Raw genomic sequence first — 20,607 nt, forward strand, 5'->3', positions numbered from 1 at the left:
CCCTGGCCGGGAGGGCGGCCCACCACCTCACAGGTCCGCGACCGCTACCCGCACGACGCCCTCGTCTCCCTGGTCTGCGGCCTCATCGGCTGGTGACGCCTCAAGAAGGTCCGCCCATGATCGTGCTCACGAACTCTTGGGCGCGCCCTGCTGGACGACCTCGAACGTCCACAGTGTGGAGCCGGAGGCGGCGGGCCTGGGCCGCTCGCCCTCAGCTCCGCCGCCGCCGTGCGAGGCCTGTGCCATCCCGGACATCCACTGCTGGAACGACTCCTCGTCCCGCCAGCGGGTGTAGACGAGGTAGGTGTCGGTGCCCTCGACGGGCCGCAGCAGCTCGAACCACTCGAACCCGTCCGAGCTCTCCACGGTCCCCGCCCGGGAGGCGAACCGCTTCTCCAGCGTCTCGCGCTGCTCCTCGGGGACCGTGAGTACGTTGATCTTGACGATGCTCATGTCCGCAATTGTGCTGCAAGGGGCATCAGCGGGACGTCAGCGGGCGGCCGCCCGTGCGGGCACCTCGCCCTTCCCGTCGACCACCGCGGTCTCCATCACCGCACTGGTGCCGGCCAGCGTCTCGGTCGTGATCCCGCGGTCGGGGTCGGTGATGTAGAAGCGGGAGCCGAGCAGCGCCAGGGTCTTCCTGTCGAAGATCCATTCGTCGCGGGTCGCGAAGCCGGTGTCGTCGAGGGTGATCGCGACGCCGTGCCGGCCGGCCGCGTCGACGGCGTCCGGGATCTCCCGCACCCCGGGCAGCTTCGCGGCCGCCCGGTAGAACGCGGCCATGGTGGCGGGCGGCATCACCGTGCCCCCGATCAGATCGCCGATCAGGGAGAAGACCGCCTGGTCCCGGGACTCGCCCTCGACGGGCCTCGCCTCCTTGTACAGCCTGGCGAGCAGGGCGTCGGGGTCGGTGGGCAGCGAGGCCAGCCATCGGTAGGTGGGGTGGGCGACGCCGACCGGGACGGGGTCGGGGGACTCGATCGGGATGAGTTGGCCCGGCATGATCGCGTCCTTGCCGCTGGCCCGCAGCCAGCCGGTGACCCTGAGCGGGCCGGGGTCCTGGGCGGTCCAGCGCTCCTCCGTGTGCGCGGCACCGAGCTTGACCGGTCCGGTGAAGCTGCCCGTGTTCGAGCGGTCCAGGCTCCGCACGTACACGAACTGGTCGTCCCGCACCCGGATCGTGTCGCTCGCCATGGCGGCCGTGGCGATGCGCTGGAGGGTGGCGGAGGCGCTCGGGGTCTCGGCGGGGGTGTGCCCCGCGGTCGTGACCGTGGTGAGCAGGACTCCCGTCAGGGCCGCCGAGACCAGCGGGACCAGCACGGCCGGCCGGGCGAACCGGCGTCGTACGGAAGGCTGTCGGGCGCGCTGGTTGTCGTCGTCGATCCGCTGCATGAGTACGTCCTTGAAGTGACGGTGGCGCTCCGGCGGGAGGTCCCACTCCGCCGTGGCCGGCAGTTCCTCGGCCTCGTTCATCGGGTCTCCTCCTTCAGGAACAGGGCCGCGAGCGCGGCCTCACTCTCCATCCCTCCGCGGGCCGGGGGCGGTTCCGCCTCCGCACTGAGCCGGGCGAGCCGGGCGCGGGCCCGTGACAGCCGGGAGCGCACGGTGCCGACGGGGATGCCCAGGGCCTCGGCGGCCTGCCGGTAGTCGAGGCCGGCCGACACGCACAGCGCGAACACCTCGCGGTCCTGGCGGCCCAGCCGGCCCAGCGCGCGGTGCACCACCTCAAGCCGCCGGGCGTCGTCGATACGGCCCGCGGTCTCCTCGGCGAAGTCCTCGACCGGCCGCGGCTGCGGACTGCGGGCCAGGAACGCGAGGCGGCGCCGCAGGCCCCGGTTGACGTTGTGCGCCTTGTGCGTGGCGATCCCGAGCAGCCAGGGCTTGAGCGAACCCCCTTCCAGGTCCACCGTCTCCCTGGTCCGCCACGCGGCGAGAAACGTCTCGGACATCGCCTCCTCGGCCTCGGCCCAGTTCCCGGTCAGCCGCAGGGCGTGGTTGTACACGGCCCGCGCGTACCGGTCGTACAACTCCCCGAAGGCCGCCCGGTCCCCGGCCCGTATCCGCGCCCGCGCGGGTTCCGCCGTCTCTGTTTCCCTCACACCACTAACGCTCCGCTCCCGAGCCATAGGTTCCTGTGGTCTGTAACACACTTGGCGTGACCCACCCAGGGGCGCGAGGCTGTGTCGATTTGCGGCTACCGCCGCGCGGGCGCGACCAGCCCCCACGGCGCCGCAGACGACACACGACCCCACCGCATACCCTGCGGAGCATGCAGCAGCGAGAGGTCATGCAGAACGTCGTCGGCATCCTCACCGAGGCCCTGGAGATGCGCAGGCAGGTGCGCGAACAACCCGACCGGCAGGCCGCGCTGACCGGCGCCGTCTCCGCGCTCCTCGTGGAGACCCTGCCCCTCATCCACCTCCCCGCCGACGCCAGCGGCCACGCCGCCGCGGACGCCGTCGTGGAGGAGCTCGGTCCCGCCATCGCGGCCATCGCCAACTGCTTCGCCTTCGCCTTCGTCCAGCTGGCCGAGGTCCACGACGAGGGCCGCACCGACACCTCCGCCGCGGACGTCCTGCGACGCATCTCGCTCCAGTTCGCGAGCCGTTCCGACTGAGATTTCCGGGCCGGAACGACATCCGGTCCGCCACGAGCGACGAACAGTCCCCCGGGGACGCACCGGAACGGGCTCCCGGAGCGACGAGGGAGGCGCCGGGAGCCCGTTCCTACGTACAGGATCACCGCCTGGGCAGCCCCAGCCGCCCCCGCGTCGCGGCCAGCAGGATCAGTGCCGCGACCGTCGCCGCGAGCAGCAGGGACCGCGCGGCGTCGTGCTCGGACAGCGAGGGGAACATGTCCGTCCAGGCGAGCGAGAGGTAGTTGTTGACGCCGGTGTGCAGCAGCATGACCAGCGGCATGCTCTCGCCGGACCGGTTGAACACCCACGTCATGACGAAGCTGAAGGCGACCGTCATCGCGAGGAACTGCGCCGGCACGGTCCAGGAGACGTGCGGTCCGCCGCCCCACTCGGTCAGGAACAGCGGCAGGTGCCAGCAGCCCCACAGCACGCCGACGACGAGGGTCGCGGTCAGGGGGCCGTGGCGGCGCTGCATCCGCGGCATGGCGAACTCCCGCCAGCCCGGCTCCTCCGCGAGACCCGTGGTGATCATCTGGATGAGCAGTCCGGGCAGATAGGCGGCGAGGATCATCGCGGACGGCAGCGCGGGGCCGCGGCCGGCCAGCACGGCGGAGGCCAGGGTCAGCGCGACCGGTACGGAGAGCAGCACCACCAGGTACCAGCGCCAGCTCACCTTGAACCGCAGCATCCGGCCCCGCCAGGTCCGCAGGCCCGCGCGTCCCTCCGTGACGCCGGTGACGAGGAGCGCCGAGGCGATCGGGCCGAGGTAGGCGCCGGGCAGGACGCCGGTGAGCTGGCTGCCCGCGCGGCCGCCAGGGAAGGTGAACTGCCAGACGTCGAGGCCGTTGCGGGAGAGGACGTACGGTGTCCAGGCGGCCCAGCTCAGGGCGAAGGCCAGGGTGAAGAACCAGGTCAGGGGGTTGCGGCGGATGCTTCCGCGCAGCCCTTGGGACTTCTGCGGGACCGGTCGGGGCTCGGTGCTGACGGGGGCTTGGACGCTCACCGCGGTTCCCTTCCAAGGGGGTTGATGTGATGTCTCCAGCACATCAGCGCGGCGCCCCGGGATCATTGCCGCGCACGCCCCGACTCCCGGTACAGCAGGCTGTACTCAGCGGGTCCGGCGCGCGTCCTCCAGGTACCGCAGCACCGCGGCCACCCGCCGGTCCACCTGGTCGGTCGGGGCCAGGTCGAGCTTCGCGAAGATGCTGCGGATGTGCTTGTGCACGGCCCCGTCGGTCACGAACAGCCGCTCCGCGACGGCACTGTTGCCCAGTCCCTCGGCCATCAGGGCGAGTACGTCCTTCTCGCGCGGGCTGAGCCGTTCGAGCCGGGCGTCCTGGCGGGAGCGGGTGAACAGCTGGGCGACGACCTCGGGGTCGATGGCGGTGCCGCCGGCGGCGACCCGGCGCAGCGCGTCGAGGAACTCCTCGACGCGGCCGACCCGTTCCTTCAGCAGATAGCCCAACCCGCCCACCCCACCGGTCAGCAGCTCGGTGGCGAAGCTCTGCTCGACATAGGCGGAGAGCACCAGGACGGCGAGGTCGGGCCTGCGCCGCCGGGCCTCGACGGCCGCGCGGATCCCCTCGTCGGTGTGGGTGGGCGGCATCCGTACGTCGAGGATGGCCACGTCCGGCTTGTGGGTGTCGACGGCGTCGAGCGCGCCGTCGGCGGTGTCGGCCGTGGCGACCACGTCCAGTCCCTCGGCGCGCAGCAGCAGGGCGAGGCCCTCGCGCAGCAGGGGATCGTCCTCGGCGATCACGATCCGCATGGCAGGTCCACCTCCAGAGTCTCAGGGGCGCCCCTTAGAGCGTCCTCACATACGGCCCCACAGCCGCTCAGGCACCGCACGGCAGCTCCACCTCCACCACCGTCGGACCGCCGGCCGGGCTGGTCAGCCTGAGGCTGCCGTCGTGGGCGGCCACCCGGCGCCGGATGCCGGAGAGGCCGGTGCCGGTGTGCTCGTCGGCGCCGCCCCGGCCGTCGTCCGTGACGTTCAGCAGGAGCCGTGGGCCCGGTGCGCGGACCGTGACGGTGGCCCGGGACGCGCCGCTGTGCTTGGCGATGTTGGTCAGCGCCTCGGCGACCACGTAGTAGGCGGTCGCCTCGACGGAGGCCGCGCACCGCCGCTCCACCTCCACGTCGACCGTGCAGGGCACCGCGCTCTCGGCCGCGAGCCCGGTGAGCGCTCCCTCAAGGCCCCGGTCCGCGAGCACCGGCGGCAGGATGGAGCGGGAGACCGTCCGCAGTTCGGCCAGTGCCTGTTCGGCGGCGGACTGGGCGCGCTCCAGGAGTGCGTCGGCGCCCGCCGGATCACGGGCGACCATCCGGCGGGCGGCCCCGAGCAGCACGGTCACGGTGACGATCCGGTTCTGGGTGCCGTCGTGCAACGACCGCTCGATGCGCCGCAGTTCGGTGGCGTGGGCGTCGAGTGCGGCGGCCCGGGTGGCGGTCAGCTCGGCGACGCGCAGGGAGAGGTCGGCGTCGGGTCCGGCCGACAGGAGCCGGCGTCCCGGGTCCGCCTGGAGCCGGGCCAGGGCGGGGGTGAGCCCCAGGATGATGGCGATCCAGCCGACGCCGAGCAGGCCCACGGCGAGGGCGTCCGCCCAGGAGTGCGCGACGCCGATCCCGATGGACGTGGCGGTCGCGTCCGTGGGGGCGAGCCGCCAGTACAGCGGAAAGGCCGCGTCCCGTACGGCGACCAGCGGCAGCACGAACCCGAGCATGCCGAGCGGCAGTCCGAGGGCCAGGTGGCGCAGCAGCCAGCGGAGTTCGCGTCGGGTCGTGGGGTCGGTGAGGGCGGCCCGCAGCCGTGCGGGCGGCGGGTCAGGGGCGATGACCTCGGGGCCCCAGCGGGCGAGCCGGGCGCGCTCCATGTCGGCCAGGGCGTGCAGCACCCGGACCCCTCCGGGCAGCGCCAGCCACAGCAGGGCGAACGGCGCGAGGGTGGCCGTACCGAGTCCGGAGACCAGTTGGCCGAGCGCGGCGGCGGCGGTGGTCGCGGTGCCCACGACCAGGCCCTTGAGGTCGGCGGTGGCCATGGAACCCCCTCTGCTGGAGGACAACGACCCTAGGCGGAAGGAGGGTTCACCGCACCGCCGGGAGCCGGAAAGTACAGCCTGCTGTACCCCGGACCGGGCGGCGGGCTGGATCGGCCGGACCGGGTGCCGGCTCGTAGCGTCGTCGGCACCGACAACCACCGAGCCTCCTGGAGTACCCCGTGAACCTCGTGCTGTGGCCCCTGCTCGTCCTCAGCGTGCTCGGCAACGCGATCGCGTCCTTCACCCCCGCCGACACCGCGGTGCACCTGGCGTTCGGCACGGTCACCGCGCTGACGGCGACCGCCCTTGTCGTACGACGGGTGCGCACCGGTCCCTGAGGGACGGCCACCGGGGTCCGACGGCCGGCTACTTGAGGCCGATCTCCGCGCAGTCCGCCGCGTACGGCGCGGTGCAGATCTGCTGGACGGTGTAGACGCCGTCCTTGACGACCGTCTGCTCGATGTTGTCCTTGGTCAGGGCGACCACCGGCACCAGCAGGGACGGGATGTCGTCCTGGGTGGGGCTGTTCACCTTGTCGCGGATCAGCGCGTCGAACTGGAGGTCGCGGCCCTGGACCTTGTACACCGCGATCTGCGCCGCGTTGGTCGCCTCCAGCAGGAACGACTTGTACACGGTCATGTACTGCTCCCCCGACACCACGCGCTGCACGGCGGCGAGGGTGGCGTCCTGCCCGGTCACCGGCGGGATCCTGCTCGCCCCCGCCTTCTTGAGCTCGTCGATGACCGCGCCCGCCATGTCGTCGTTGGCCGAGTACACGGCCGCGATGTTGTTCAGGCCGACGGAGGCGATCGCCGCCTTCATGTTGGCCTTGGCGACCGAGGGCAGCCACTCGCGGGTGTCGTACTGCTTGGCGATGACGACCTTGCCGTCGAGCTCGCTGGTCGCGCCCTTCTTGAAGAGCGCGGTGTTGGGGTCGGCGGGCGAGCCGTTCATCATGACGACCTTGCTGGTCTCGGCCTTGTCGCCGAGCGCCTCGACGATGGAGCGGCCCTGCACCTCGCCGACGAGTTCGTTGTCGTGCGAGACGTAGGCGTCGATCGGGCCCTGGGCGAGGCGGTCGTAGGCGATGACGGGGATGCCCGCGTCCTTCGCCTTCTGGACGGACGGTTCGATCGCCGCGGCGTCGACCGCGTCCACCAGGATCACGTCCACCTTGTCGGCGACCATCTTCCGGAACTGCTCGCTCTGCCGCTTCGCGCTCGCCCCGGCGTTGGCGTAGGCGACCTTGCCCTTGCCGTGGGTGAGGGCCGCCACCTCCTTCTTGATGAGGGGGTGGTCGAACCGGTCGAAGCGGCTGGTGTCCCGGTCGGGGAGCAGCAGTCCCAGGGTGATGTCGTCGCCCTTCCTGGGGCTCACCGCGGTGTCACTGCTGCCGACTCCGCAGGAGCTGAGCAGAAGGGCCGACGCGCAGACGGCCATGACGGAGGGGACGGTACGCATGGCGATCCTGGGGGTGGGGGGATGTCACGTAGGCGCAACAGTAAGTGCCCCCCAACCCGATCAAACGGCCTGACGGCTTCCTTCAAGGGATCACCACTCGGCGTCCGCAACTAGGCACCGATGTGCACAAGTTGCCGGTCGGTGAGGGTGCGCACCATGAGGATCCCGGCGACGGCGGCGCCGACCATGGCGAGGTCGCCGACCAGCAGACCGGTCACGCCGTGGTAGGCGCGGGCGATGACCTCGTCGGTGCTGTCGTCGTACGTCAGCCCGAGACCGCTGACCAGGCCGACCAGCCACAGCGCCCACCACACGTTCACGACGGCGGGCAGCTTGTGGCCCGGGGCGCTCTGGTGGTGGATGTCGGCGACTATGCCGCGCGGGAACCACAGGTTGACGATCGGCACGACCCAGGAGGCGTAGACCCAGATGCCGGCGTAGCGCGGGCGCTCGCCGGACAGGGCGCGCGCGTTGTCCCGCATCCGCCACAGCCAGCCGATGAACGCGGCCGCGCACAGCAGCACGAGGATGTCTCCGGCCCCGCTGACCAGGTGGTACGAGTTCTCCAGCGCGTTCAGCGGCCGGTGCACGCCCTCGCCCTGGTCCGGCGGCCCGGCGGCGGGCTCCCCCGCGACGGCGAGCCGGACGTGCCACAGGGCCCGCAGCGCCCAGGCGGCACCGGCGAGCCCGAGCCCGGCGACGGCGAGTCGGGCGGAGCCGGCTGCTGGGCGCAGGGCGGGCCGGACGGCGTTCTCGGTCATGTGGTCCCCCAAGGAAAAGATCGGTTCGCCCCCTCATCGTTGCGAAGCCCGGGAACGGTTCACGCGGATGTTCCGGGCGGGGCCTGTGCGGAAGGGGTGCCGGGTCCCTTGGGTACCTCACGCCCCGGTGACGTTTCGCTCAACCTCTGGTTGCGGGGCGGTGATCGGGCGACGATGGGGGCATGACTCTGGCCGAGCGTGCCCTGGAGCGCCTGGAGGCGTGGTCCGACCTCAGTACCGGTCTGCCCAGCTGCGGGGCGGGGCTGGCGCTGCGTTCCGTGCACAGCGAGATCGTCCACTTCCATCCGGGGCGGGACGTGGACCTGCACCTCACCGAGCCGGCCATCCGCAGGTTCCACGCCGACCTCCAGGAGTCGACCGCGGTCCGGGTGGTGCCGGGGTCCCGGTGGGTCACCGTCCACCTCGACTGCGAGACCGACGTCGACCTGCTGATGAGCCTGGTCAGCATGGCGCTCAAGGCCCACCAGACGGGGCGGCCGGCGGTGGGCCCGGCCGCGTGCAATTTTCACCGGGTCACTGTCGTGCCGCGGGACTGCCCGATCGAGCCAATTCGGCGATAATCGGACTATGAGTACGGCGACGTTTGTAATAGCGGCCACGTCGAGCGAAGTACTCAACGTGATCGCCGCCTTTGTCGGTGGCCTGTTCATCGCCGGTGCACTGGTGTGGGCGGTGCAGTTCGGGATGCGGGTCCAGGAACGCGAACTGCCGCGGCCCAAGGTCGAGGAGCAGCCCCGCCTTCCGGAGACGGGACCGATTCGCGAGCTCCGGGAGATGCGAGAACCGGACGAGCTGTCGGACGCCACGGACGGCCACGAACGGCTGATGCCCCACGAACTCCACCCCTCATCCACCAGACGAGGAAAGGACCAGCACCGCAAACGCTGGCTCCCCGGCTCCAGCGGCGGCTTCGGCAGCGGGGGCCTCGGCCACGTGTGACGGGGCTGTGGCCCCGGTCCATCCCAGGAGGTCGTGAGCGCCGGGGGGGTGCGGTGAGGTAGCGGCTGCGGGTCCGTCGTGGCTGGTCGCTCTGGCCGTCACCGCCGTGGAGGGTGCGGTGGAGGGCGGCTGCGGGTCCGTCGTGGCTGGTCGCGCAGTTCCCCGCGCCCCTGATTGCTGGGCCCGCGTCGACCAGGACCCGGCGTGTCTCACCGGCCTCGCCGCCTGGCGCCTCCGGCCCCGCTCGCGGCCCCCTCCGCGCGCCCCGCGGCGAACCAGCGGGCCCGGCCGGGATGGTCGGCCGGGCCGGGTCAGCTGGTCGTTGTCAGGCGCGCATCGCTGGGCGGTACACCGCCAGGGCCCAGATGGCGAAGAAGTCGAGGCCGATCATGATGACCGACCAGACCGGGGCGTAGGGCAGGAAGAGGAACTGGGCCAGCATGCTCAGGGACGCCAGGAAGATGCCGGTCATGCGGGCCCACGAGGCGTCCCGGAGGATGAACGCGCCGGTGACCGCGGCGAGCACGCCCAGGCAGAGCAGGATCACGCCCCAGCCGGTGAGGCTGACCTTGTAGACGTAGTCACCGACCCGGGCCCAGACGTCGTCCTCGGCGAGCAGGGAGATGCCCTGGAAGATCGCCAGCACGCCGTTCATCAGCATCAGCACACCGGCGAAGACGACCCCGCCGGAGGCCCAGGCGGCCTCGGTGGGCGTGAACCCGGGGCCCGGCGCCGGGGAGGAGGACATGCCGGCGGACGCTTGGTGCCGCTCGCCGGTGGGCGGCTGGGTGGCGTGCGGTTGCTGTGTCATGGCCGTGTTCCACCTTTCGTGGTCGATGTGCTTCGACCATCCGGCGCAGCCCGGGCGGCCACCACGGGGGTGGGCCATCCGGGTGACACCGGGCGTGCGGCCGTACGACCGCGGCCCTTCACTGAAGGAACAGCACCCCGCACCCGGAGGCGAGATGACCCGCTGGACGACGCCCGCGCTGCTGACGGCCCTGGCCCTCACCGGTCTCACCGGCCTCACCGCCTGCTCCGACGAGGACAGCCCGTCCTCCGTGGCGAGCAAGGTCGCCTCCGCGGCCTCCCAGGCCGGGGACGCGGTGTCGTCGGCCACGGCGGAGGCGGGCCGGCGCTTCGACGACATCAAGAACGGCGTCGACGCCAGGGACGACGTACGGCTCACCGCCCCCACGACCGCCTCCGACGGCCGTACGACAGTCCAGGTCACCGCGACCAACAGTGCCGGCTCGGCCAAGTCCTTCACCGTCCAGGTCGACTTCACCCGCCAGGACGGCAAGCTCCAGGACGTGGCCGTGGTGACGGTGTCCGACGTCCCCGCGGGCGGCACGGGCACGGCGACCGCCCGCAGCACGCACGACCTGTCGGGAAAGGTGACGGCCAAGGTGTCACGAGCGGTCCGCTACTGACCCCGACCGCCCCGTCACGCCATCCAGAAGAACACCGCCGTCATCCGCTTCTCCGCCAGCGTCCCCCCGAAGTAACCGGTCGCACTGTGCACGAGGTTGGCGTTGTACAGCAGCAGCCGGTTGTACCTGTGCGGCACCCGTACGTCCTCCTCGAAGGCGTCCGGCGCCACGAACCGCGTGCCGAGCGCGTCCACGAGGTTGTTGTGCGGGGCCTGCACGACATTGCCGCCGAGCCGCCCGCCCGGCAGGGACTGCCGGTAGAAACTGGTGCCGCAGTCCTTCGGTACACCCGGGTTGAGGTACAGCACGGCGGCGTACCGGCACAGCGCCCGGGAGTCGGTGTGCGGCCGGGGCTCGCTCTCGCCCTCCCCCACCACCTGCACGCAGTTGTGGTTGAGGGTGCCCCCGCCGGGCGCCCGCTGCACCCACAGCTTCGGGGCCCCCGTGGCCTTCCGCACCAGCCCCTCCACCCGTGCGAGCTCGGCGGGTTCGAGCCCCGGCATGGTCCGCAGTCCGGGCCAGGCCTCCGAGGTGTACGGATGTCCCTTCACCCAGTCGTCCTTCGCGAGGCAGCGCTCCCGTACGGCGTCGACGTCCGGGAGCACGTCGTCGATCACCCAGTAGTCGCGGCCCTTGGTGGGCTTGCGGTAGGGGAGGACGGGAAGCGACCGCTGTCGTGGCATGGACATGCAGCGAATCTAGGTGCGGGACGCGTCATGTCTCTCCCGCGTTTTGCCCCGGACTTCCCCGTGTGACGGTCAATGAAAAGTCAACCGGTGACGGGCCGATGAACACAGACGCCCCCGCGTCCGTACTCCTGTGCGTCCGACCCGCCACGTGGCGGGGTCACCGACCGGGCAGGAGGCACGGTGCCACTCTCGCGCAACGCGATGGGAACGCTGTTCGTAGGCGGAGCCCTCACACTGACCCTGGGTGCGCTCGCGTACCCGTCCATGCTGGGTGTCAGCCAGGCGGCCACCGCACAGGACAGAATCATCGCGCAGACGCAGTGGGGCCCGCTGACCGAGCAGGACCGCGACTTCGTGGTCAAGGTGCGAGCGGCCGGTCTGTGGGAGTACCCGCTGGGCCAGATCGCCCAGCAGAAGGGGACGACCCCGGAGGTGAAGGAGGCCGGGCGCCACCTCATCGACGGACACGCGGCCCTGGACGCCGCCTGCCGCAAGATCGCCCCGATGCTGAACATCAGCATCCCGAACGTGGCGAGCCCGCAGCAGGTCGGCTTCGTGAACACGATCGACTCCAGCTCCGGCCAGCAGTTCGACTCGAACTTCGCCAACATCCTGCGTGTGACGCACGGCTCGATCTTCAACGCGATCGCGAAGATCCGCTCCACCACCAAGAACTCCCTGGTGCGGTCGCTGGCCGACATGGCCAACGACACGGTGCTCGACCACATGACGGTCATGGAGAAGACCGGCTTCGTCAACTTCGACCAGGCCCTGTTCATGCAGACCACCCCGCCGAAGCTGCCCGCCACGGACCTCACACCGCCGGCCCCGCAGCCGGGCGCCCCGATGGTCGTGCTGACCCCGCCGCCGAACCCGACGTCCACCCCGCTCGGGATCCCGGGCGAGAACAACGCGAACGGTGGCGGCGCCACCCCGGCCACGGGTGCCTCGCCGACGGTGGGTTAGCCCTGGCCGAGCCAGACCGTGGTGTCCGGTCCCAGCCGCCCGTTCTCCAGCGGGCCGCTGGCGAGCAGCACCTCCCCTTCGGGAAGCGGGACCGCGCTCTCCGACAGGTTCGTGACACACCGCCAGCCCTCGTGCCGGACGAAGTCCAGCACCCCGGCCGGACCGGTGTCCGTCCAGGTCAGCTCCTCCCCCTGGAGGAGCTTGCGGCGCAGCCGCAGGGCGGTGCGGTAGAGCTCCAGCGTGGAGCCCTCCGTGCCGTCCTGGGCCTCGACGGCGTACCGCGCGAACCACTGCGGCTGCGGCAGCCAGGCCCCGCCCGCCCCGAAGCCGTACGACGGCCCGCTCGTCGTCCAGGGCAGCGGCACCCGGCATCCGTCGCGCCCCTTGCGCACCCGCCCGGTCTGCTCCCAGATCGGGTCCTGGAGCACCTCGAAGGGCAGGTCGGCGACCTCGTGCAGGCCGAGTTCCTCGCCCTGGTAGACGTACGACGATCCCGGCAGCGCCAGCATGAGCACGGTGGCCGCGCGAGCGCGCCGCAGGCCCTGCTCGGGGTCGATCGCGGGCGCCCGGCCGCCGGCCAGCAGCCAGGCGTTCTCGTCGGTGCCCGGCGGCAGCACCAGGCGGGAGGCGTGCCGTACGACGTCGTGGTTGGAGAGCACCCAGGTCGCCGAGGCGTGCGCCGCGCGCGCGGTGGCGAGGGAGTCGGTGATGACCTCGCGCAGCGCGTCGGCGTCCCAAGGGGTCTGGAGGTACTCGAAGTTGAAGGCCTGGCCGAGTTCGTCGGCGCGGGCGTACCGCGCGCGGCGGGCGCCCGGCACCCACGCCTCGGCGACGGCCATGCGGGGCGGGGTGTAGGAGTCGAGGATCGTGCGCCAGTCGCGGTAGATCTCGTGGACCTCGTCGCGGTCCCAGTAGGGATGGCTGCCCGGCGGCAGACGGTCCAGCGCCTCCTCCGCGACGCCGGGCAGGTCGCCGAGGTCGCGCAGCGGCTCGGTCAGGTCCTTGGCCAGCGCGTGCGCCACGTCCACCCGGAAACCGTCGACCCCGCGGTCGGACCAGAACCGCAGGGTGGTGCGGAAGTCCTCGCGGACCTCCTCGTGGGACCAGTCGAGGTCGGGCTGCTCGGGGGCGAACAGATGCAGGTACCACTGCCCGTCCGGCACCCTCTGCCAGGCGCTGCCGCCGAACACGGACTGCCAGTCGGTGGGCGGCAGTTCGCCGTGCGCGCCGCGGCCGTCCCGGAAGACGTACCGCGCGCGGGCGGCGGAGCCGGGGCCGGCGGCGAGGGCCTCCTGGAACCAGGCGTGCCGGTGGGAGGTGTGGTTCGGGACGAGGTCGACGATCACTTTCAGGCCGAGCCGGTGGGCCTCGGCGACCAGGGCGTCGAAGTCGTCCAGGGTGCCCAGGCGGGGGTCGACGTCCCGGTAGTCGGCGACGTCGTAGCCGCCGTCGGCGAGTTCGGAGGGGTAGAAGGGGCTCAGCCACAGGGCGTCGGCGCCGAGGGCGGCCAGGTGTCCGAGGCGTTCGGTGACGCCCCGGAGATCCCCGAGACCGTCGCCGTCCGCGTCGGCGAAGCTGCGGGGGTAGACCTGGTAGACGACGGCCTGTCGCCACCAGTTCGGGTCCTTGCCGGAGAGGTCGGGCGTGGTGGTGCGGGGGGTCACGCGGGCTCCTCTGCAGTGCGTTTCAGTCCGTTGCAGTGCGTTTCATTCCGTACGGGCGACGAATTCGCCGTGGGCGACAAAGGGGATATCTGTCCACCTCACCGGAAAATCAACCCGGGCTTATCCGGAGCCAATGATTCCCGGTGTGTCGAAATTGTGATGGCTCCTGAACGGCCCTTGCATCACCGCAGGTTGACAGCATTCCGCCAGGAGATCCACGATGTCTGAACACTGTGGCGCATGTGACCAATGGGCCCAGTGTTTCTGATGCTTTCAGTGATCACTCACTCTCATCCTGACGGGATATCTATGTCCATAGCGAGACGTGTCACCCTTCGGCGCCTGCTGGGGACGGGCGCCGCGACGCTCGCCTTCTCCGCCGCCCTCGCCTCCGTCGCCTCGGCCTCCGACTGCCCCGGCGGCAAGGGCTGGGGGGACGGCGGACACTACAAGCCGGGCACGGGCGCCGGCTCGAAGACCGAGACCGACCGCTGCGAGTTCTCCCTCGACGGCAAGAACTTCTTCGCCTCGGTCAAGGTCGACGACCAGAACCTCAAGCCGGGTGACGACGGCAAGGTCCACGTCAAGGTCCGCGCCGCGGGCGACGCCAGCACGTGCACCGCCTCGCTCGCGTCCTACCTCGCGCACGGCCCGACGTTCGCCACCTCCGGTGAGCAGGTCTTCCACGACTTCGACACCGTGACCGTCAAGGCCGGCGGCGTCGACACCCTCGACGTCGCGATCCCCGACGCGGGCTGCTTCGGGCAGGTCGACCTCTACCGGGGCAACACCAAGTTCGACGGCAAGCTCGACGCCAACGACGGCCTTCCGCACGGCGACCTCCCCAAGGGCCCGGACCACCCGGTCATCAAGGACAAGCTGATCGCGGCCTGGAACGGCGGCACGAAGGACTGCACGACCACCGAGACCACGCCTCCGGCGACCCCGCCGGCCTCGGAGACCACTCCGCCGGCCTCGGAGTCGACCCCGCCGGCCTCCGAGTCCACGCCTCCGGCCTCCGAGAGCACGCCTCCGGCGTCCGAGACCCCGGGCACGGACACTCCCACCCCCTCGGCCTCGGAGTCCACGTCGACCCCGGGTGCGCCCACCCCGAACGGCGGTGGCGGCGACCTCGCCGAGACCGGCGCCAGCAGCAACACCCCGCTGATCGCAGGCGGTGCGGCGGTGCTGCTCGCGGGCGGCGCGGGCATCGTCCTGGCAACGCGCCGCCGCAAGGCCTCGCGCGCCTGACCCCTCCTCATCCGACGGGGCCGTCCCACCTTCCGGGGTGCGGGCGGCCCTTTCGGCTGCCTGCCGCGGCCGTGGGATCGGCTCAGTGCAGGGGGCCGGTAGACCAGTTCCTGGATGTGCCCGTCCAGCGCGCGGCTCACCACCCCTACGCGGCGGTGCCCGCCCGCTCGGCCTCGGCGGTGATGATGCTCAGCGCCTCGGTGACGCGGTCGAGGTGGGTGCGGTGGGAGACCACGCAGACGCGCAGGGTGTAGCGGCCGTCGACGACCGTGCTGGAGAGCACGATCCGCCGGTGGCCGTTGATCCGCTCCAGCAGGCGCCGGCTCGCCTCGTCCGCCCGCTCGGCGGCGGCCCGGCTGCCGTCGGCGGGGCGGAGCCGGAAGATCACGGTGGACAGGTCGGGACGCTGCGGAACCTCCAGGCAGGCGACGCCGGACAGGGTCTCGTGGACGTGTGCGGCCAGGTCGAGCTTCTCGTCCAGGGCCTCGCGGAAGGCGTCCACGCCGTGCAGGTGCAAGGGGAGCCAGGCCCGCAGACCGCGGATCTCATGGGTCAGCTCGGGCCCGAGACGACCGGAGTCCGGCACGCTGCCCGCCGCCCGCATGTCCTGGAGGTAGCTGCCGGTGCCGTCGTGTGCGGCGTGCAGCGCGGCGAGGTCGCGGACCACCAGGGCGCCGGTGCCGAACGGCATGAACAGGGTCTTGTGCGGGTCCAGGGTGACGGAGTCGGCCCGCTCGACACCGGCGAGGCGTTCCCGGCCGCGTGCGGTGAGCCGGAAGAAGCCGCCGTAGGCCGCGTCGACGTGGAACCACAGGTCCTCGCGGCGGGCCAGGTCCGCCAACCGGGGCAGCGGGTCGACGGTGCCGGTGTCGGTGGTGCCCGCGGTGGCCACCAGCAGGAACGGCCGCAGCCCGGCGTCCCGGTCGGCGCGGATCATCGAGGCGGCCGCGCGCGGGTCCATCCGCAGGTCCGGGGTGTGCGGCACGGTCCGTATGTGCGCGGCGCGGATCCCGGCGAGACGGGCGGCCTTGGCGACTGAGTGGTGGGCGAAGGCGGTGGTGTAGACGGTGCCGCCGGCGAGGTCCTCGCCGAGCCCGTGGTGCCGGGCGGCGACGGTCGCGGAGAACGTGGCCATCGAGCCACCGCTGGTCAGCAGCCCACCACTGCCCTCCGGCAGCCCGCACACGTCCCTGGCCATCCAGCGGATCACGCTCTCCTCCAGCGCCGCGAGCGCCGGGGCGACCGAGGCCAGGCCGCCGTAGCGGTTGACGGCACGGGTGTAGAACTCGGCGAGCGCGGCCGTGTACAGCCCGCTGCCCGGGATGTACGCCAGGTGGCCGGGCCCGGCCGTCTCCAGAGCGCAGTCGGCGGCCTCGTCCAGGCGCGCGAGCAGCGCCTTCAGACTGCCGCCCCGGGCGGGCGGCGGCGCCAGGAGGGACTCCACGAGCTCGGCCTCGGCCCGCGGCGGCAGGGGGCTGGTCGCGGGGCGGGCGGCGAGGTTCTCGGTGCGGTCGACAACACGGTCCAGGACGAGACGGCCCATCTCGGCCATGTCGGCGCGGTCGGGTTCCAGGGGAAAGGGGTGCATGGGGCTACGATGCGCCGCCGACCCCGGCATCCGATGGCGCAGCGAGTGCCCGTACGGCCCTTTGGCGCACGATCGTTCTTCGATGGCACCGATATGCTGCATTTCATGCCACGCCCCCTGTACGACCGTATCGACCGGGCGATCCTGGACCACCTCCAGCGTCACGGCCGCACCCCCAACGTCGACCTCGCCGAGGCCGTACGCCTGTCCCCCTCGTCCTGTCTGCGCCGCACCAAGGCGCTGGAGGAGGACGGGGTGCTGGCCGGCTACCGGGCCGACCTGGACCGTGAGCGCCTGGGTCTCGGACTGACGGTGTTCCTGTCCCTCAAGGTCGAGCACTCGCGCACCACGGCCCAGGTGGTCGAGGAGGCGCTGAAGTCGATCGACCACGTGGTCGCCTGCCATGTGGTCTCCGGCGACGCCGACTTCTTCGTCGAACTCGCCGTGCCCGACCTGCGCACCTTCGAAAAGGTGCTCACCGACCAGATCCTGGCCATCGGTCCCGTCCGCGACGCCCGCAGCACCTTCTGCATCCGCACCGTCGTCGACCGCGGCCCGCTGCCCCTCACCTCCTGGCCCAAAAAATCGAACACATGATTGAATTCGGGCATGCGATCGTTCCCCGACGACCTCGCCCGGGCACAGCGGGAGTGGAGCGCCACGTACCGGCGGCTCGCCGACCACCCCGACCGCACCGAGCTGCGCCGACGCCTGCACCGGCTGTCGACCGAGACGTACTTCCATCCCCACTGGGAGCGGCGGCGGCCCCGCCCGGCCGAGTGGTGGGCACTCCGTGACCTCGGCCGGTCGGCCGGCTCCGAGGACCAGACCGGCCGGCTCGACCGATGACGGACCGAAGTGCGGGACCGTACACCGCGGACGATCCTGAAGACATGTCCGGCCCGATCCGAGTGATCGTCCACCCGCCCTCCCCCACGGGCGGCCGCCGCGTACGCGTGGACGGCGAGATCCTGGGCCTCGCCCACAACCTGACCGACGTGGCCGAGTTCCTCCGCCGAGCGGGCCTGGAGATCGACGCGGCGGAGGTGGCGGAGTCGACCTGGATCGACTGGCGCGGGGTGGGACCGGACCGGTGGGGGCCGGAGGAGTGAGGCGAAAGCCGCCCCGGCTGCCGGGGCGCGGTCCACGTGGGCCGGTCCGCTCGCCCACCCGGACGCCGCGTCGGCACGCACCGCCGCAATCGCCACCGCCATCACCCCGTGAGCGGGGCTCTTCAGCCCTACCAGGACCAGGACAGGGCTAGGACACCTGCTTCAGCAGCCCCCGTACCGCCTCGTCCACCACCCGGTACCGCACCACACGCCCCTCCTTCTCTCCCGCCACGACCCCGGCCGCGCGCAGCAGCCGTAGCGCCTGGGACACGGCCGGGTCGTTCATGCCCGTCGCGATCGCGAGGTCGGAGACCGCGAGCGGGCCGGTGCGGTGCAGGGCGAGGAGGAGGGAGAGGCGGTTGGGGTCGGCGAGGAGGGCGAAGCGGTCGGACCAGGTGCGCACGTCCCCCGGGTCGCCGATCGCGGCTATGGCGTCGCACACCCGGTGTCCGTCGATGGTGCGGCGATCGGCTCGGTCGGCCGGGACGAGGTGCATGGGCTCATCCTCGCAGGCGACCGTATGTGATCTTCCATACCTGCGCAGGTGCGCAGCTATGCAGGGGAGGCCGGCACCCCCTACGGTGAGCGGGCCGTGGTGCTCGGGAAGCCGGTGACGACCCCTCAAGGTCCAGACCGGCGCGGCCCTCGCCACTGTGATCGGGAAGTGTCCGTGCCGTCGAAGCCACTGGTCGTACGACTGGGAAGGCAGGCGCTGACACGCAGGACCCGTAAGCCAGGAGACCGGCCACGGCACGTCAGGAACTGATCCACGAGGTGTTGGAGCTGACCGTATGACCGAGCCTGCCCTGTCCAGGGCCACGAACCCTGCCACGGGGGCCGGTGCCGATGTCGGCGCCCCAACTGGTTTCCGCTGGCGGCGTGAGGACACCGTCAAGACCGTCGGACTGCTGGCGACGATCGCCGCCCTGCACGTCGTCGCCTTCGGCATCCTCTTCCTGCTCGTCGTCCCCGCCCACTACGAGGTCGGCACCAAGGCCTTCGGCGTCGGACTCGGCATCACCGCCTACACCCTCGGCATGCGGCACGCCTTCGACGCCGACCACATCGCCGCGATCGACAACACCACCCGCAAGCTGATGGCCGACGGCAAGCGGCCGGTGTCGGTGGGGTTCTGGTTCGCCCTCGGACACTCCAGCGTCGTCGTCCTGCTCGCCGCGCTCATCGCCGGCGGCACCCAGCTCGCCGGCAAGGTCATGAACGAGGGCTCCAGCACCCACCAGGTGCTCGGATTCCTCGGTACGACCATCTCCGGCACCTTCCTCTACCTCATCGCCGCCCTCAACCTGGTCGCCCTGATCGGCATCCTGAAGGTCTTCCGGGCGATGCGGGCGGGGTCCTACGACGAGAAGGAGCTGGAGCAGCACCTGGATTCCCGGGGCTTCATGAACCGGATCCTCGGACGCCTCACCAAGTCCGTCACCCGCCCCGGGCAGATGTTCCCGCTGGGCTTCCTGTTCGGGCTCGGCTTCGACACGGCCACCGAGGTCACGCTGATGGTGATGGCCGGGTCGGGCGCGGCCGCCGGACTGCCCTGGTACGCGATCCTGTGCCTGCCCCTCCTCTTCGCCGCCGGCATGAGCCTGTTCGACACCCTCGACGGCACCTTCATGAACTTCGCCTACCAGTGGGCCTTCTCCAACCCGGTGCGCAAGGTGTTCTACAACCTCGCCATCACCGGACTGTCCATCGCGGTCGCCTTCTTCATCGGCACGATCGAGCTCGTCGGCGTCCTGCACGACAAGTTCGCCCTCACCGACGCCCTCACCACCTGGATCGCCGAGATCGACCTCGACAACGTCGGTTACGTCATCGTCGGCCTGTTCGTGGTGGTGTGGGCGGCGGCGATCGCCTACTGGCGGCTGGCCAAGGTGGAGCAGCGGTGGGGCATCAGCAGTTCCTGAGGGACCAGATCGGGCGCCCGTTGCAGGAGTTGCTGCTGTCGCGGTAGGAGCCGGCGCCGACCCAGTTCTCGGCTTGAACGGAACCCAACCCTTTCAAACGTTTCAAGCGGAGCCCGTCCCTTCGAGCAGCGCCCGCCCCGCCGGGGTGACGGTGTGCACGACATGTCTGCCGCGGCGCACGCTCAGCAGCAGCCCGGCCCGGCGCAGCACCGCCGTGTGCTGGCTCGCGGCCGCCCCGGAGATCCCGAGCCGCCGGGCGAGCTCACCGGTCGTACGGCCGGTCTCGGCGTCCTCGAGGATCGCCGCGCGGGTCCGGCCGATGAGCGCGGCGAGGCCGGCGCCGGACACGGGGCGGCCGGGTGGCCGGACCCAGCCGAGGGCGGGCTGGATGGGGTAGACGAGGACCGGCGGCAGCTCGGGGGCGGCCACCGTGACCGGTCTGCGCAGGCAGAACAGGGAAGGCTGGAGCAGCAACCCCCTTCCACCGAGACGGAGTTCGCGCTTGACGGGATAGTCGGCCTCCAGCACCGGCGGCCGCCAGCGCAGCACGGGACCGAAGCTCGCCAGCAGCCCGTCCGTGCCGCCGTCCAGCACCTCGCGGGCCCGGACGGCCCGGTCGGCGTCCACCTGGGCCCGGATGTGCGGCCAGAACGGGGCGAGCGCGTGCCGGTGGTAGCCGTGCAGGGCGGCGCCCAGGCGGCGCAGCGCCGGGGGTTCGCCGTCGGCCAGGGCGCGGGCCTCGGACGGCAGCGGGCGGGTGCGGCGCGGGGAGGCGGCGAACGCGGTCAGGTCCCTGCGCAGCGCGGTGCGGGGCGTGCGCAGCACGGTGTCGACGGCGTCCTCCAGGTCGTGGCGGCCGTCGAGGTGGGGGGTGAGGAAGTCCGGTGTGTAGCCGCGCGCCGGCAGCAGCGCGGCGAGCAGCGCGGGCGCCGGGCGCAGCCGTGCGCGGACCAGCCGCCGCCAGTCGCCGAAGAGCAGCGGCGCGTCCTGCCCGGCGAGCGCCTGGAAGCTGTTGGTGATCTCCCAGAGCGGGTCGGGGGCGGCGGCCACGCGCACACGTGCGAGGTCGTCGGCGGTGAAGTGCACCCGCAGCATGGGGGGGTTCTCCGATGGTGGTCGGTCAT

25 protein-coding genes and 1 riboswitch are annotated in these 20,607 nt (G+C 71.9%); of the genes, 11 read left to right on the top strand and 14 right to left on the bottom strand.

Annotated features, from left to right (window positions below; all coding sequences use genetic code 11):
- Positions 1 to 126: 126 nt before the first annotated feature.
- Genes ACFULQ_RS37990 through ACFULQ_RS38000 form a run of 3 tightly spaced genes read right to left on the bottom strand, consistent with a single transcriptional unit; the run spans position 127 to position 2,126 of the window.
- Positions 127 to 453, bottom strand: a complete 327-nt coding sequence (locus ACFULQ_RS37990; RefSeq protein WP_383553136.1) for an antibiotic biosynthesis monooxygenase family protein — start codon at positions 451 to 453, stop codon at positions 127 to 129.
- 36 nt (positions 454 to 489) lie between these two features.
- On the bottom strand, positions 490 to 1,473 hold the full coding sequence (locus tag ACFULQ_RS37995) for a CU044_5270 family protein (protein ID WP_383553139.1): 984 nt from the start codon (positions 1,471 to 1,473) through the stop codon (positions 490 to 492).
- Entirely contained in the window at positions 1,470 to 2,126 is a 657-nt protein-coding gene (locus ACFULQ_RS38000; protein WP_383553141.1) for an RNA polymerase sigma factor, read from the bottom strand. The genes ACFULQ_RS37995 and ACFULQ_RS38000 overlap by 4 nt, the downstream gene beginning before the upstream one ends.
- A 143-nt stretch (positions 2,127 to 2,269) precedes the next feature.
- Here ACFULQ_RS38000 and ACFULQ_RS38005 point away from each other — a divergent pair, with 143 nt between their 5' ends.
- Complete coding sequence (locus ACFULQ_RS38005) at positions 2,270 to 2,617, top strand: hypothetical protein (protein ID WP_383553143.1); 348 nt, start codon at positions 2,270 to 2,272, stop codon at positions 2,615 to 2,617.
- A gap of 121 nt (positions 2,618 to 2,738) precedes the next feature.
- Here ACFULQ_RS38005 and ACFULQ_RS38010 read toward each other — a convergent pair whose 3' ends face one another.
- The 3 genes from ACFULQ_RS38010 to ACFULQ_RS38020 all read right to left on the bottom strand — a co-directional run bounded on the left by ACFULQ_RS38010 (position 2,739) and on the right by ACFULQ_RS38020 (position 5,676).
- Positions 2,739 to 3,641 carry a CPBP family intramembrane glutamic endopeptidase gene (locus ACFULQ_RS38010; RefSeq protein WP_383553145.1) on the bottom strand — a complete coding sequence of 301 codons (903 nt, stop codon included), beginning with the start codon at positions 3,639 to 3,641 and terminating at the stop codon, positions 2,739 to 2,741.
- Between the two features lie 105 nt (positions 3,642 to 3,746).
- Positions 3,747 to 4,406: a response regulator transcription factor gene (locus ACFULQ_RS38015; protein WP_383553146.1), complete on the bottom strand. Its 660-nt coding sequence runs from the start codon at positions 4,404 to 4,406 to the stop codon at positions 3,747 to 3,749.
- Between the two features lie 67 nt (positions 4,407 to 4,473).
- On the bottom strand, positions 4,474 to 5,676 hold the full coding sequence (locus ACFULQ_RS38020) for a sensor histidine kinase (protein WP_383553148.1): 1,203 nt from the start codon (positions 5,674 to 5,676) through the stop codon (positions 4,474 to 4,476).
- A gap of 179 nt (positions 5,677 to 5,855) precedes the next feature.
- Between ACFULQ_RS38020 and ACFULQ_RS38025 the strand changes: the two genes are divergently transcribed.
- Positions 5,856 to 6,014 (top strand): hypothetical protein, encoded by a 159-nt coding sequence (locus ACFULQ_RS38025; RefSeq protein ID WP_020134337.1) that lies wholly within the window; start codon positions 5,856 to 5,858, stop codon positions 6,012 to 6,014.
- Positions 6,015 to 6,042: 28 nt separating this feature from the next.
- Here ACFULQ_RS38025 and ACFULQ_RS38030 read toward each other — a convergent pair whose 3' ends face one another.
- Entirely contained in the window at positions 6,043 to 7,137 is a 1,095-nt protein-coding gene (locus tag ACFULQ_RS38030; RefSeq protein ID WP_383553150.1) for a sugar ABC transporter substrate-binding protein, read from the bottom strand.
- A 110-nt stretch (positions 7,138 to 7,247) separates the two neighbouring features.
- Positions 7,248 to 7,898 (bottom strand): DUF4328 domain-containing protein, encoded by a 651-nt coding sequence (locus ACFULQ_RS38035; protein ID WP_383553153.1) that lies wholly within the window; start codon positions 7,896 to 7,898, stop codon positions 7,248 to 7,250.
- A 182-nt stretch (positions 7,899 to 8,080) separates the two neighbouring features.
- Between ACFULQ_RS38035 and ACFULQ_RS38040 the strand changes: the two genes are divergently transcribed.
- Both ACFULQ_RS38040 and ACFULQ_RS38045 read left to right on the top strand, forming a co-directional pair.
- Positions 8,081 to 8,479, top strand: coding sequence for a luciferase family protein (locus tag ACFULQ_RS38040; RefSeq protein ID WP_383553156.1), 399 nt, complete (start codon positions 8,081 to 8,083; stop codon positions 8,477 to 8,479).
- Between the two features lie 7 nt (positions 8,480 to 8,486).
- The gene (locus ACFULQ_RS38045; RefSeq protein ID WP_383553159.1) at positions 8,487 to 8,858 is read left to right on the top strand and encodes a DUF6479 family protein; all 372 of its coding nucleotides are present in this window, start codon (positions 8,487 to 8,489) and stop codon (positions 8,856 to 8,858) included.
- A gap of 325 nt (positions 8,859 to 9,183) precedes the next feature.
- On the opposite strand, the gene ACFULQ_RS38050 is transcribed toward ACFULQ_RS38045, so the two are convergent.
- A complete protein-coding gene (locus ACFULQ_RS38050) occupies positions 9,184 to 9,669 on the bottom strand; it encodes a hypothetical protein (RefSeq protein WP_383553162.1) in 486 nt (161 codons plus the stop codon).
- 154 nt (positions 9,670 to 9,823) lie between these two features.
- Between ACFULQ_RS38050 and ACFULQ_RS38055 the strand changes: the two genes are divergently transcribed.
- Positions 9,824 to 10,291: a hypothetical protein gene (locus ACFULQ_RS38055; protein WP_383553165.1), complete on the top strand. Its 468-nt coding sequence runs from the start codon at positions 9,824 to 9,826 to the stop codon at positions 10,289 to 10,291.
- 14 nt (positions 10,292 to 10,305) lie between these two features.
- Here the strand turns inward: ACFULQ_RS38055 and ACFULQ_RS38060 are convergent, their stop codons facing one another.
- Positions 10,306 to 10,980, bottom strand: coding sequence for a DUF6445 family protein (locus ACFULQ_RS38060; RefSeq protein ID WP_383553168.1), 675 nt, complete (start codon positions 10,978 to 10,980; stop codon positions 10,306 to 10,308).
- 201 nt (positions 10,981 to 11,181) lie between these two features.
- Between ACFULQ_RS38060 and ACFULQ_RS38065 the strand changes: the two genes are divergently transcribed.
- Positions 11,182 to 11,946 carry a DUF4142 domain-containing protein gene (locus ACFULQ_RS38065; RefSeq protein WP_383553243.1) on the top strand — a complete coding sequence of 255 codons (765 nt, stop codon included), beginning with the start codon at positions 11,182 to 11,184 and terminating at the stop codon, positions 11,944 to 11,946.
- Here ACFULQ_RS38065 and ACFULQ_RS38070 read toward each other — a convergent pair.
- Positions 11,943 to 13,610, bottom strand: coding sequence for a glycoside hydrolase family 13 protein (locus tag ACFULQ_RS38070; protein WP_383553171.1), 1,668 nt, complete (start codon positions 13,608 to 13,610; stop codon positions 11,943 to 11,945). The genes ACFULQ_RS38065 and ACFULQ_RS38070 overlap by 4 nt on opposite strands.
- 309 nt (positions 13,611 to 13,919) lie before the next feature.
- Here ACFULQ_RS38070 and ACFULQ_RS38075 point away from each other — a divergent pair, with 309 nt between their 5' ends.
- Positions 13,920 to 14,861 (top strand): LAETG motif-containing sortase-dependent surface protein, encoded by a 942-nt coding sequence (locus tag ACFULQ_RS38075; RefSeq protein ID WP_383553174.1) that lies wholly within the window; start codon positions 13,920 to 13,922, stop codon positions 14,859 to 14,861.
- A 145-nt stretch (positions 14,862 to 15,006) separates the two neighbouring features.
- Here the strand turns inward: ACFULQ_RS38075 and ACFULQ_RS38080 are convergent, their stop codons facing one another.
- Positions 15,007 to 16,449, bottom strand: a complete 1,443-nt coding sequence (locus tag ACFULQ_RS38080; protein ID WP_383553177.1) for a pyridoxal phosphate-dependent decarboxylase family protein — start codon at positions 16,447 to 16,449, stop codon at positions 15,007 to 15,009.
- Between the two features lie 105 nt (positions 16,450 to 16,554).
- Between ACFULQ_RS38080 and ACFULQ_RS38085 the strand changes: the two genes are divergently transcribed.
- The 3 genes from ACFULQ_RS38085 to ACFULQ_RS38095 are packed head-to-tail and all read left to right on the top strand — an operon-like array spanning position 16,555 to position 17,561.
- Entirely contained in the window at positions 16,555 to 17,046 is a 492-nt protein-coding gene (locus tag ACFULQ_RS38085; RefSeq protein WP_383553180.1) for an Lrp/AsnC family transcriptional regulator, read from the top strand.
- Positions 17,047 to 17,058: 12 nt separating this feature from the next.
- On the top strand, positions 17,059 to 17,298 hold the full coding sequence (locus ACFULQ_RS38090; protein WP_383553183.1) for a hypothetical protein: 240 nt from the start codon (positions 17,059 to 17,061) through the stop codon (positions 17,296 to 17,298).
- A gap of 44 nt (positions 17,299 to 17,342) precedes the next feature.
- On the top strand, positions 17,343 to 17,561 hold the full coding sequence (locus ACFULQ_RS38095) for a hypothetical protein (RefSeq protein ID WP_383553186.1): 219 nt from the start codon (positions 17,343 to 17,345) through the stop codon (positions 17,559 to 17,561).
- Positions 17,562 to 17,709: 148 nt separating this feature from the next.
- Here ACFULQ_RS38095 and ACFULQ_RS38100 read toward each other — a convergent pair whose 3' ends face one another.
- Complete coding sequence (locus tag ACFULQ_RS38100; RefSeq protein ID WP_123761964.1) at positions 17,710 to 18,057, bottom strand: metalloregulator ArsR/SmtB family transcription factor; 348 nt, start codon at positions 18,055 to 18,057, stop codon at positions 17,710 to 17,712.
- Between the two features lie 80 nt (positions 18,058 to 18,137).
- Positions 18,138 to 18,326: riboswitch (cobalamin riboswitch) on the top strand.
- A gap of 26 nt (positions 18,327 to 18,352) precedes the next feature.
- On the opposite strand from ACFULQ_RS38100, the gene ACFULQ_RS38105 reads away from it, so the two are divergent.
- Positions 18,353 to 19,483 (top strand): HoxN/HupN/NixA family nickel/cobalt transporter, encoded by a 1,131-nt coding sequence (locus ACFULQ_RS38105; protein WP_383553190.1) that lies wholly within the window; start codon positions 18,353 to 18,355, stop codon positions 19,481 to 19,483.
- Positions 19,484 to 19,585: 102 nt separating this feature from the next.
- Here ACFULQ_RS38105 and ACFULQ_RS38110 read toward each other — a convergent pair whose 3' ends face one another.
- Entirely contained in the window at positions 19,586 to 20,578 is a 993-nt protein-coding gene (locus ACFULQ_RS38110; RefSeq protein WP_383553193.1) for an ArsR/SmtB family transcription factor, read from the bottom strand.
- Positions 20,579 to 20,607: the final 29 nt, after the last annotated feature.

It is taken from the genome of Streptomyces sp. NPDC057253, from assembly GCF_042669125.1.
GTDB lineage: Bacteria > Actinomycetota > Actinomycetes > Streptomycetales > Streptomycetaceae > Streptomyces.

Coding starts and splice junctions, on each gene's coding strand:
- ACFULQ_RS38075 (WP_383553174.1), top strand. CDS start 13,920: ATGTCCATAGCGAGACGTGTCACCCTTCGGCGCCTGCTGGGGACGGGC.
- ACFULQ_RS38015 (WP_383553146.1), bottom strand. CDS start 4,406: ATGCGGATCGTGATCGCCGAGGACGATCCCCTGCTGCGCGAGGGCCTC.
- ACFULQ_RS38030 (WP_383553150.1), bottom strand. CDS start 7,137: ATGCGTACCGTCCCCTCCGTCATGGCCGTCTGCGCGTCGGCCCTTCTG.
- ACFULQ_RS38055 (WP_383553165.1), top strand. CDS start 9,824: ATGACCCGCTGGACGACGCCCGCGCTGCTGACGGCCCTGGCCCTCACC.
- ACFULQ_RS37990 (WP_383553136.1), bottom strand. CDS start 453: ATGAGCATCGTCAAGATCAACGTACTCACGGTCCCCGAGGAGCAGCGC.
- ACFULQ_RS38040 (WP_383553156.1), top strand. CDS start 8,081: ATGACTCTGGCCGAGCGTGCCCTGGAGCGCCTGGAGGCGTGGTCCGAC.
- ACFULQ_RS38000 (WP_383553141.1), bottom strand. CDS start 2,126: ATGGCTCGGGAGCGGAGCGTTAGTGGTGTGAGGGAAACAGAGACGGCG.
- ACFULQ_RS38090 (WP_383553183.1), top strand. CDS start 17,059: ATGCGATCGTTCCCCGACGACCTCGCCCGGGCACAGCGGGAGTGGAGC.
- ACFULQ_RS38095 (WP_383553186.1), top strand. CDS start 17,343: ATGTCCGGCCCGATCCGAGTGATCGTCCACCCGCCCTCCCCCACGGGC.
- ACFULQ_RS38110 (WP_383553193.1), bottom strand. CDS start 20,578: ATGCTGCGGGTGCACTTCACCGCCGACGACCTCGCACGTGTGCGCGTG.
- ACFULQ_RS38085 (WP_383553180.1), top strand. CDS start 16,555: ATGCCACGCCCCCTGTACGACCGTATCGACCGGGCGATCCTGGACCAC.
- ACFULQ_RS38100 (WP_123761964.1), bottom strand. CDS start 18,057: ATGCACCTCGTCCCGGCCGACCGAGCCGATCGCCGCACCATCGACGGA.
- ACFULQ_RS38080 (WP_383553177.1), bottom strand. CDS start 16,449: ATGCACCCCTTTCCCCTGGAACCCGACCGCGCCGACATGGCCGAGATG.
- ACFULQ_RS38105 (WP_383553190.1), top strand. CDS start 18,353: ATGACCGAGCCTGCCCTGTCCAGGGCCACGAACCCTGCCACGGGGGCC.
- ACFULQ_RS37995 (WP_383553139.1), bottom strand. CDS start 1,473: ATGAACGAGGCCGAGGAACTGCCGGCCACGGCGGAGTGGGACCTCCCG.
- ACFULQ_RS38065 (WP_383553243.1), top strand. CDS start 11,182: ATGGGAACGCTGTTCGTAGGCGGAGCCCTCACACTGACCCTGGGTGCG.
- ACFULQ_RS38060 (WP_383553168.1), bottom strand. CDS start 10,980: ATGTCCATGCCACGACAGCGGTCGCTTCCCGTCCTCCCCTACCGCAAG.
- ACFULQ_RS38020 (WP_383553148.1), bottom strand. CDS start 5,676: ATGGCCACCGCCGACCTCAAGGGCCTGGTCGTGGGCACCGCGACCACC.
- ACFULQ_RS38035 (WP_383553153.1), bottom strand. CDS start 7,898: ATGACCGAGAACGCCGTCCGGCCCGCCCTGCGCCCAGCAGCCGGCTCC.
- ACFULQ_RS38005 (WP_383553143.1), top strand. CDS start 2,270: ATGCAGCAGCGAGAGGTCATGCAGAACGTCGTCGGCATCCTCACCGAG.
- ACFULQ_RS38045 (WP_383553159.1), top strand. CDS start 8,487: ATGAGTACGGCGACGTTTGTAATAGCGGCCACGTCGAGCGAAGTACTC.
- ACFULQ_RS38050 (WP_383553162.1), bottom strand. CDS start 9,669: ATGACACAGCAACCGCACGCCACCCAGCCGCCCACCGGCGAGCGGCAC.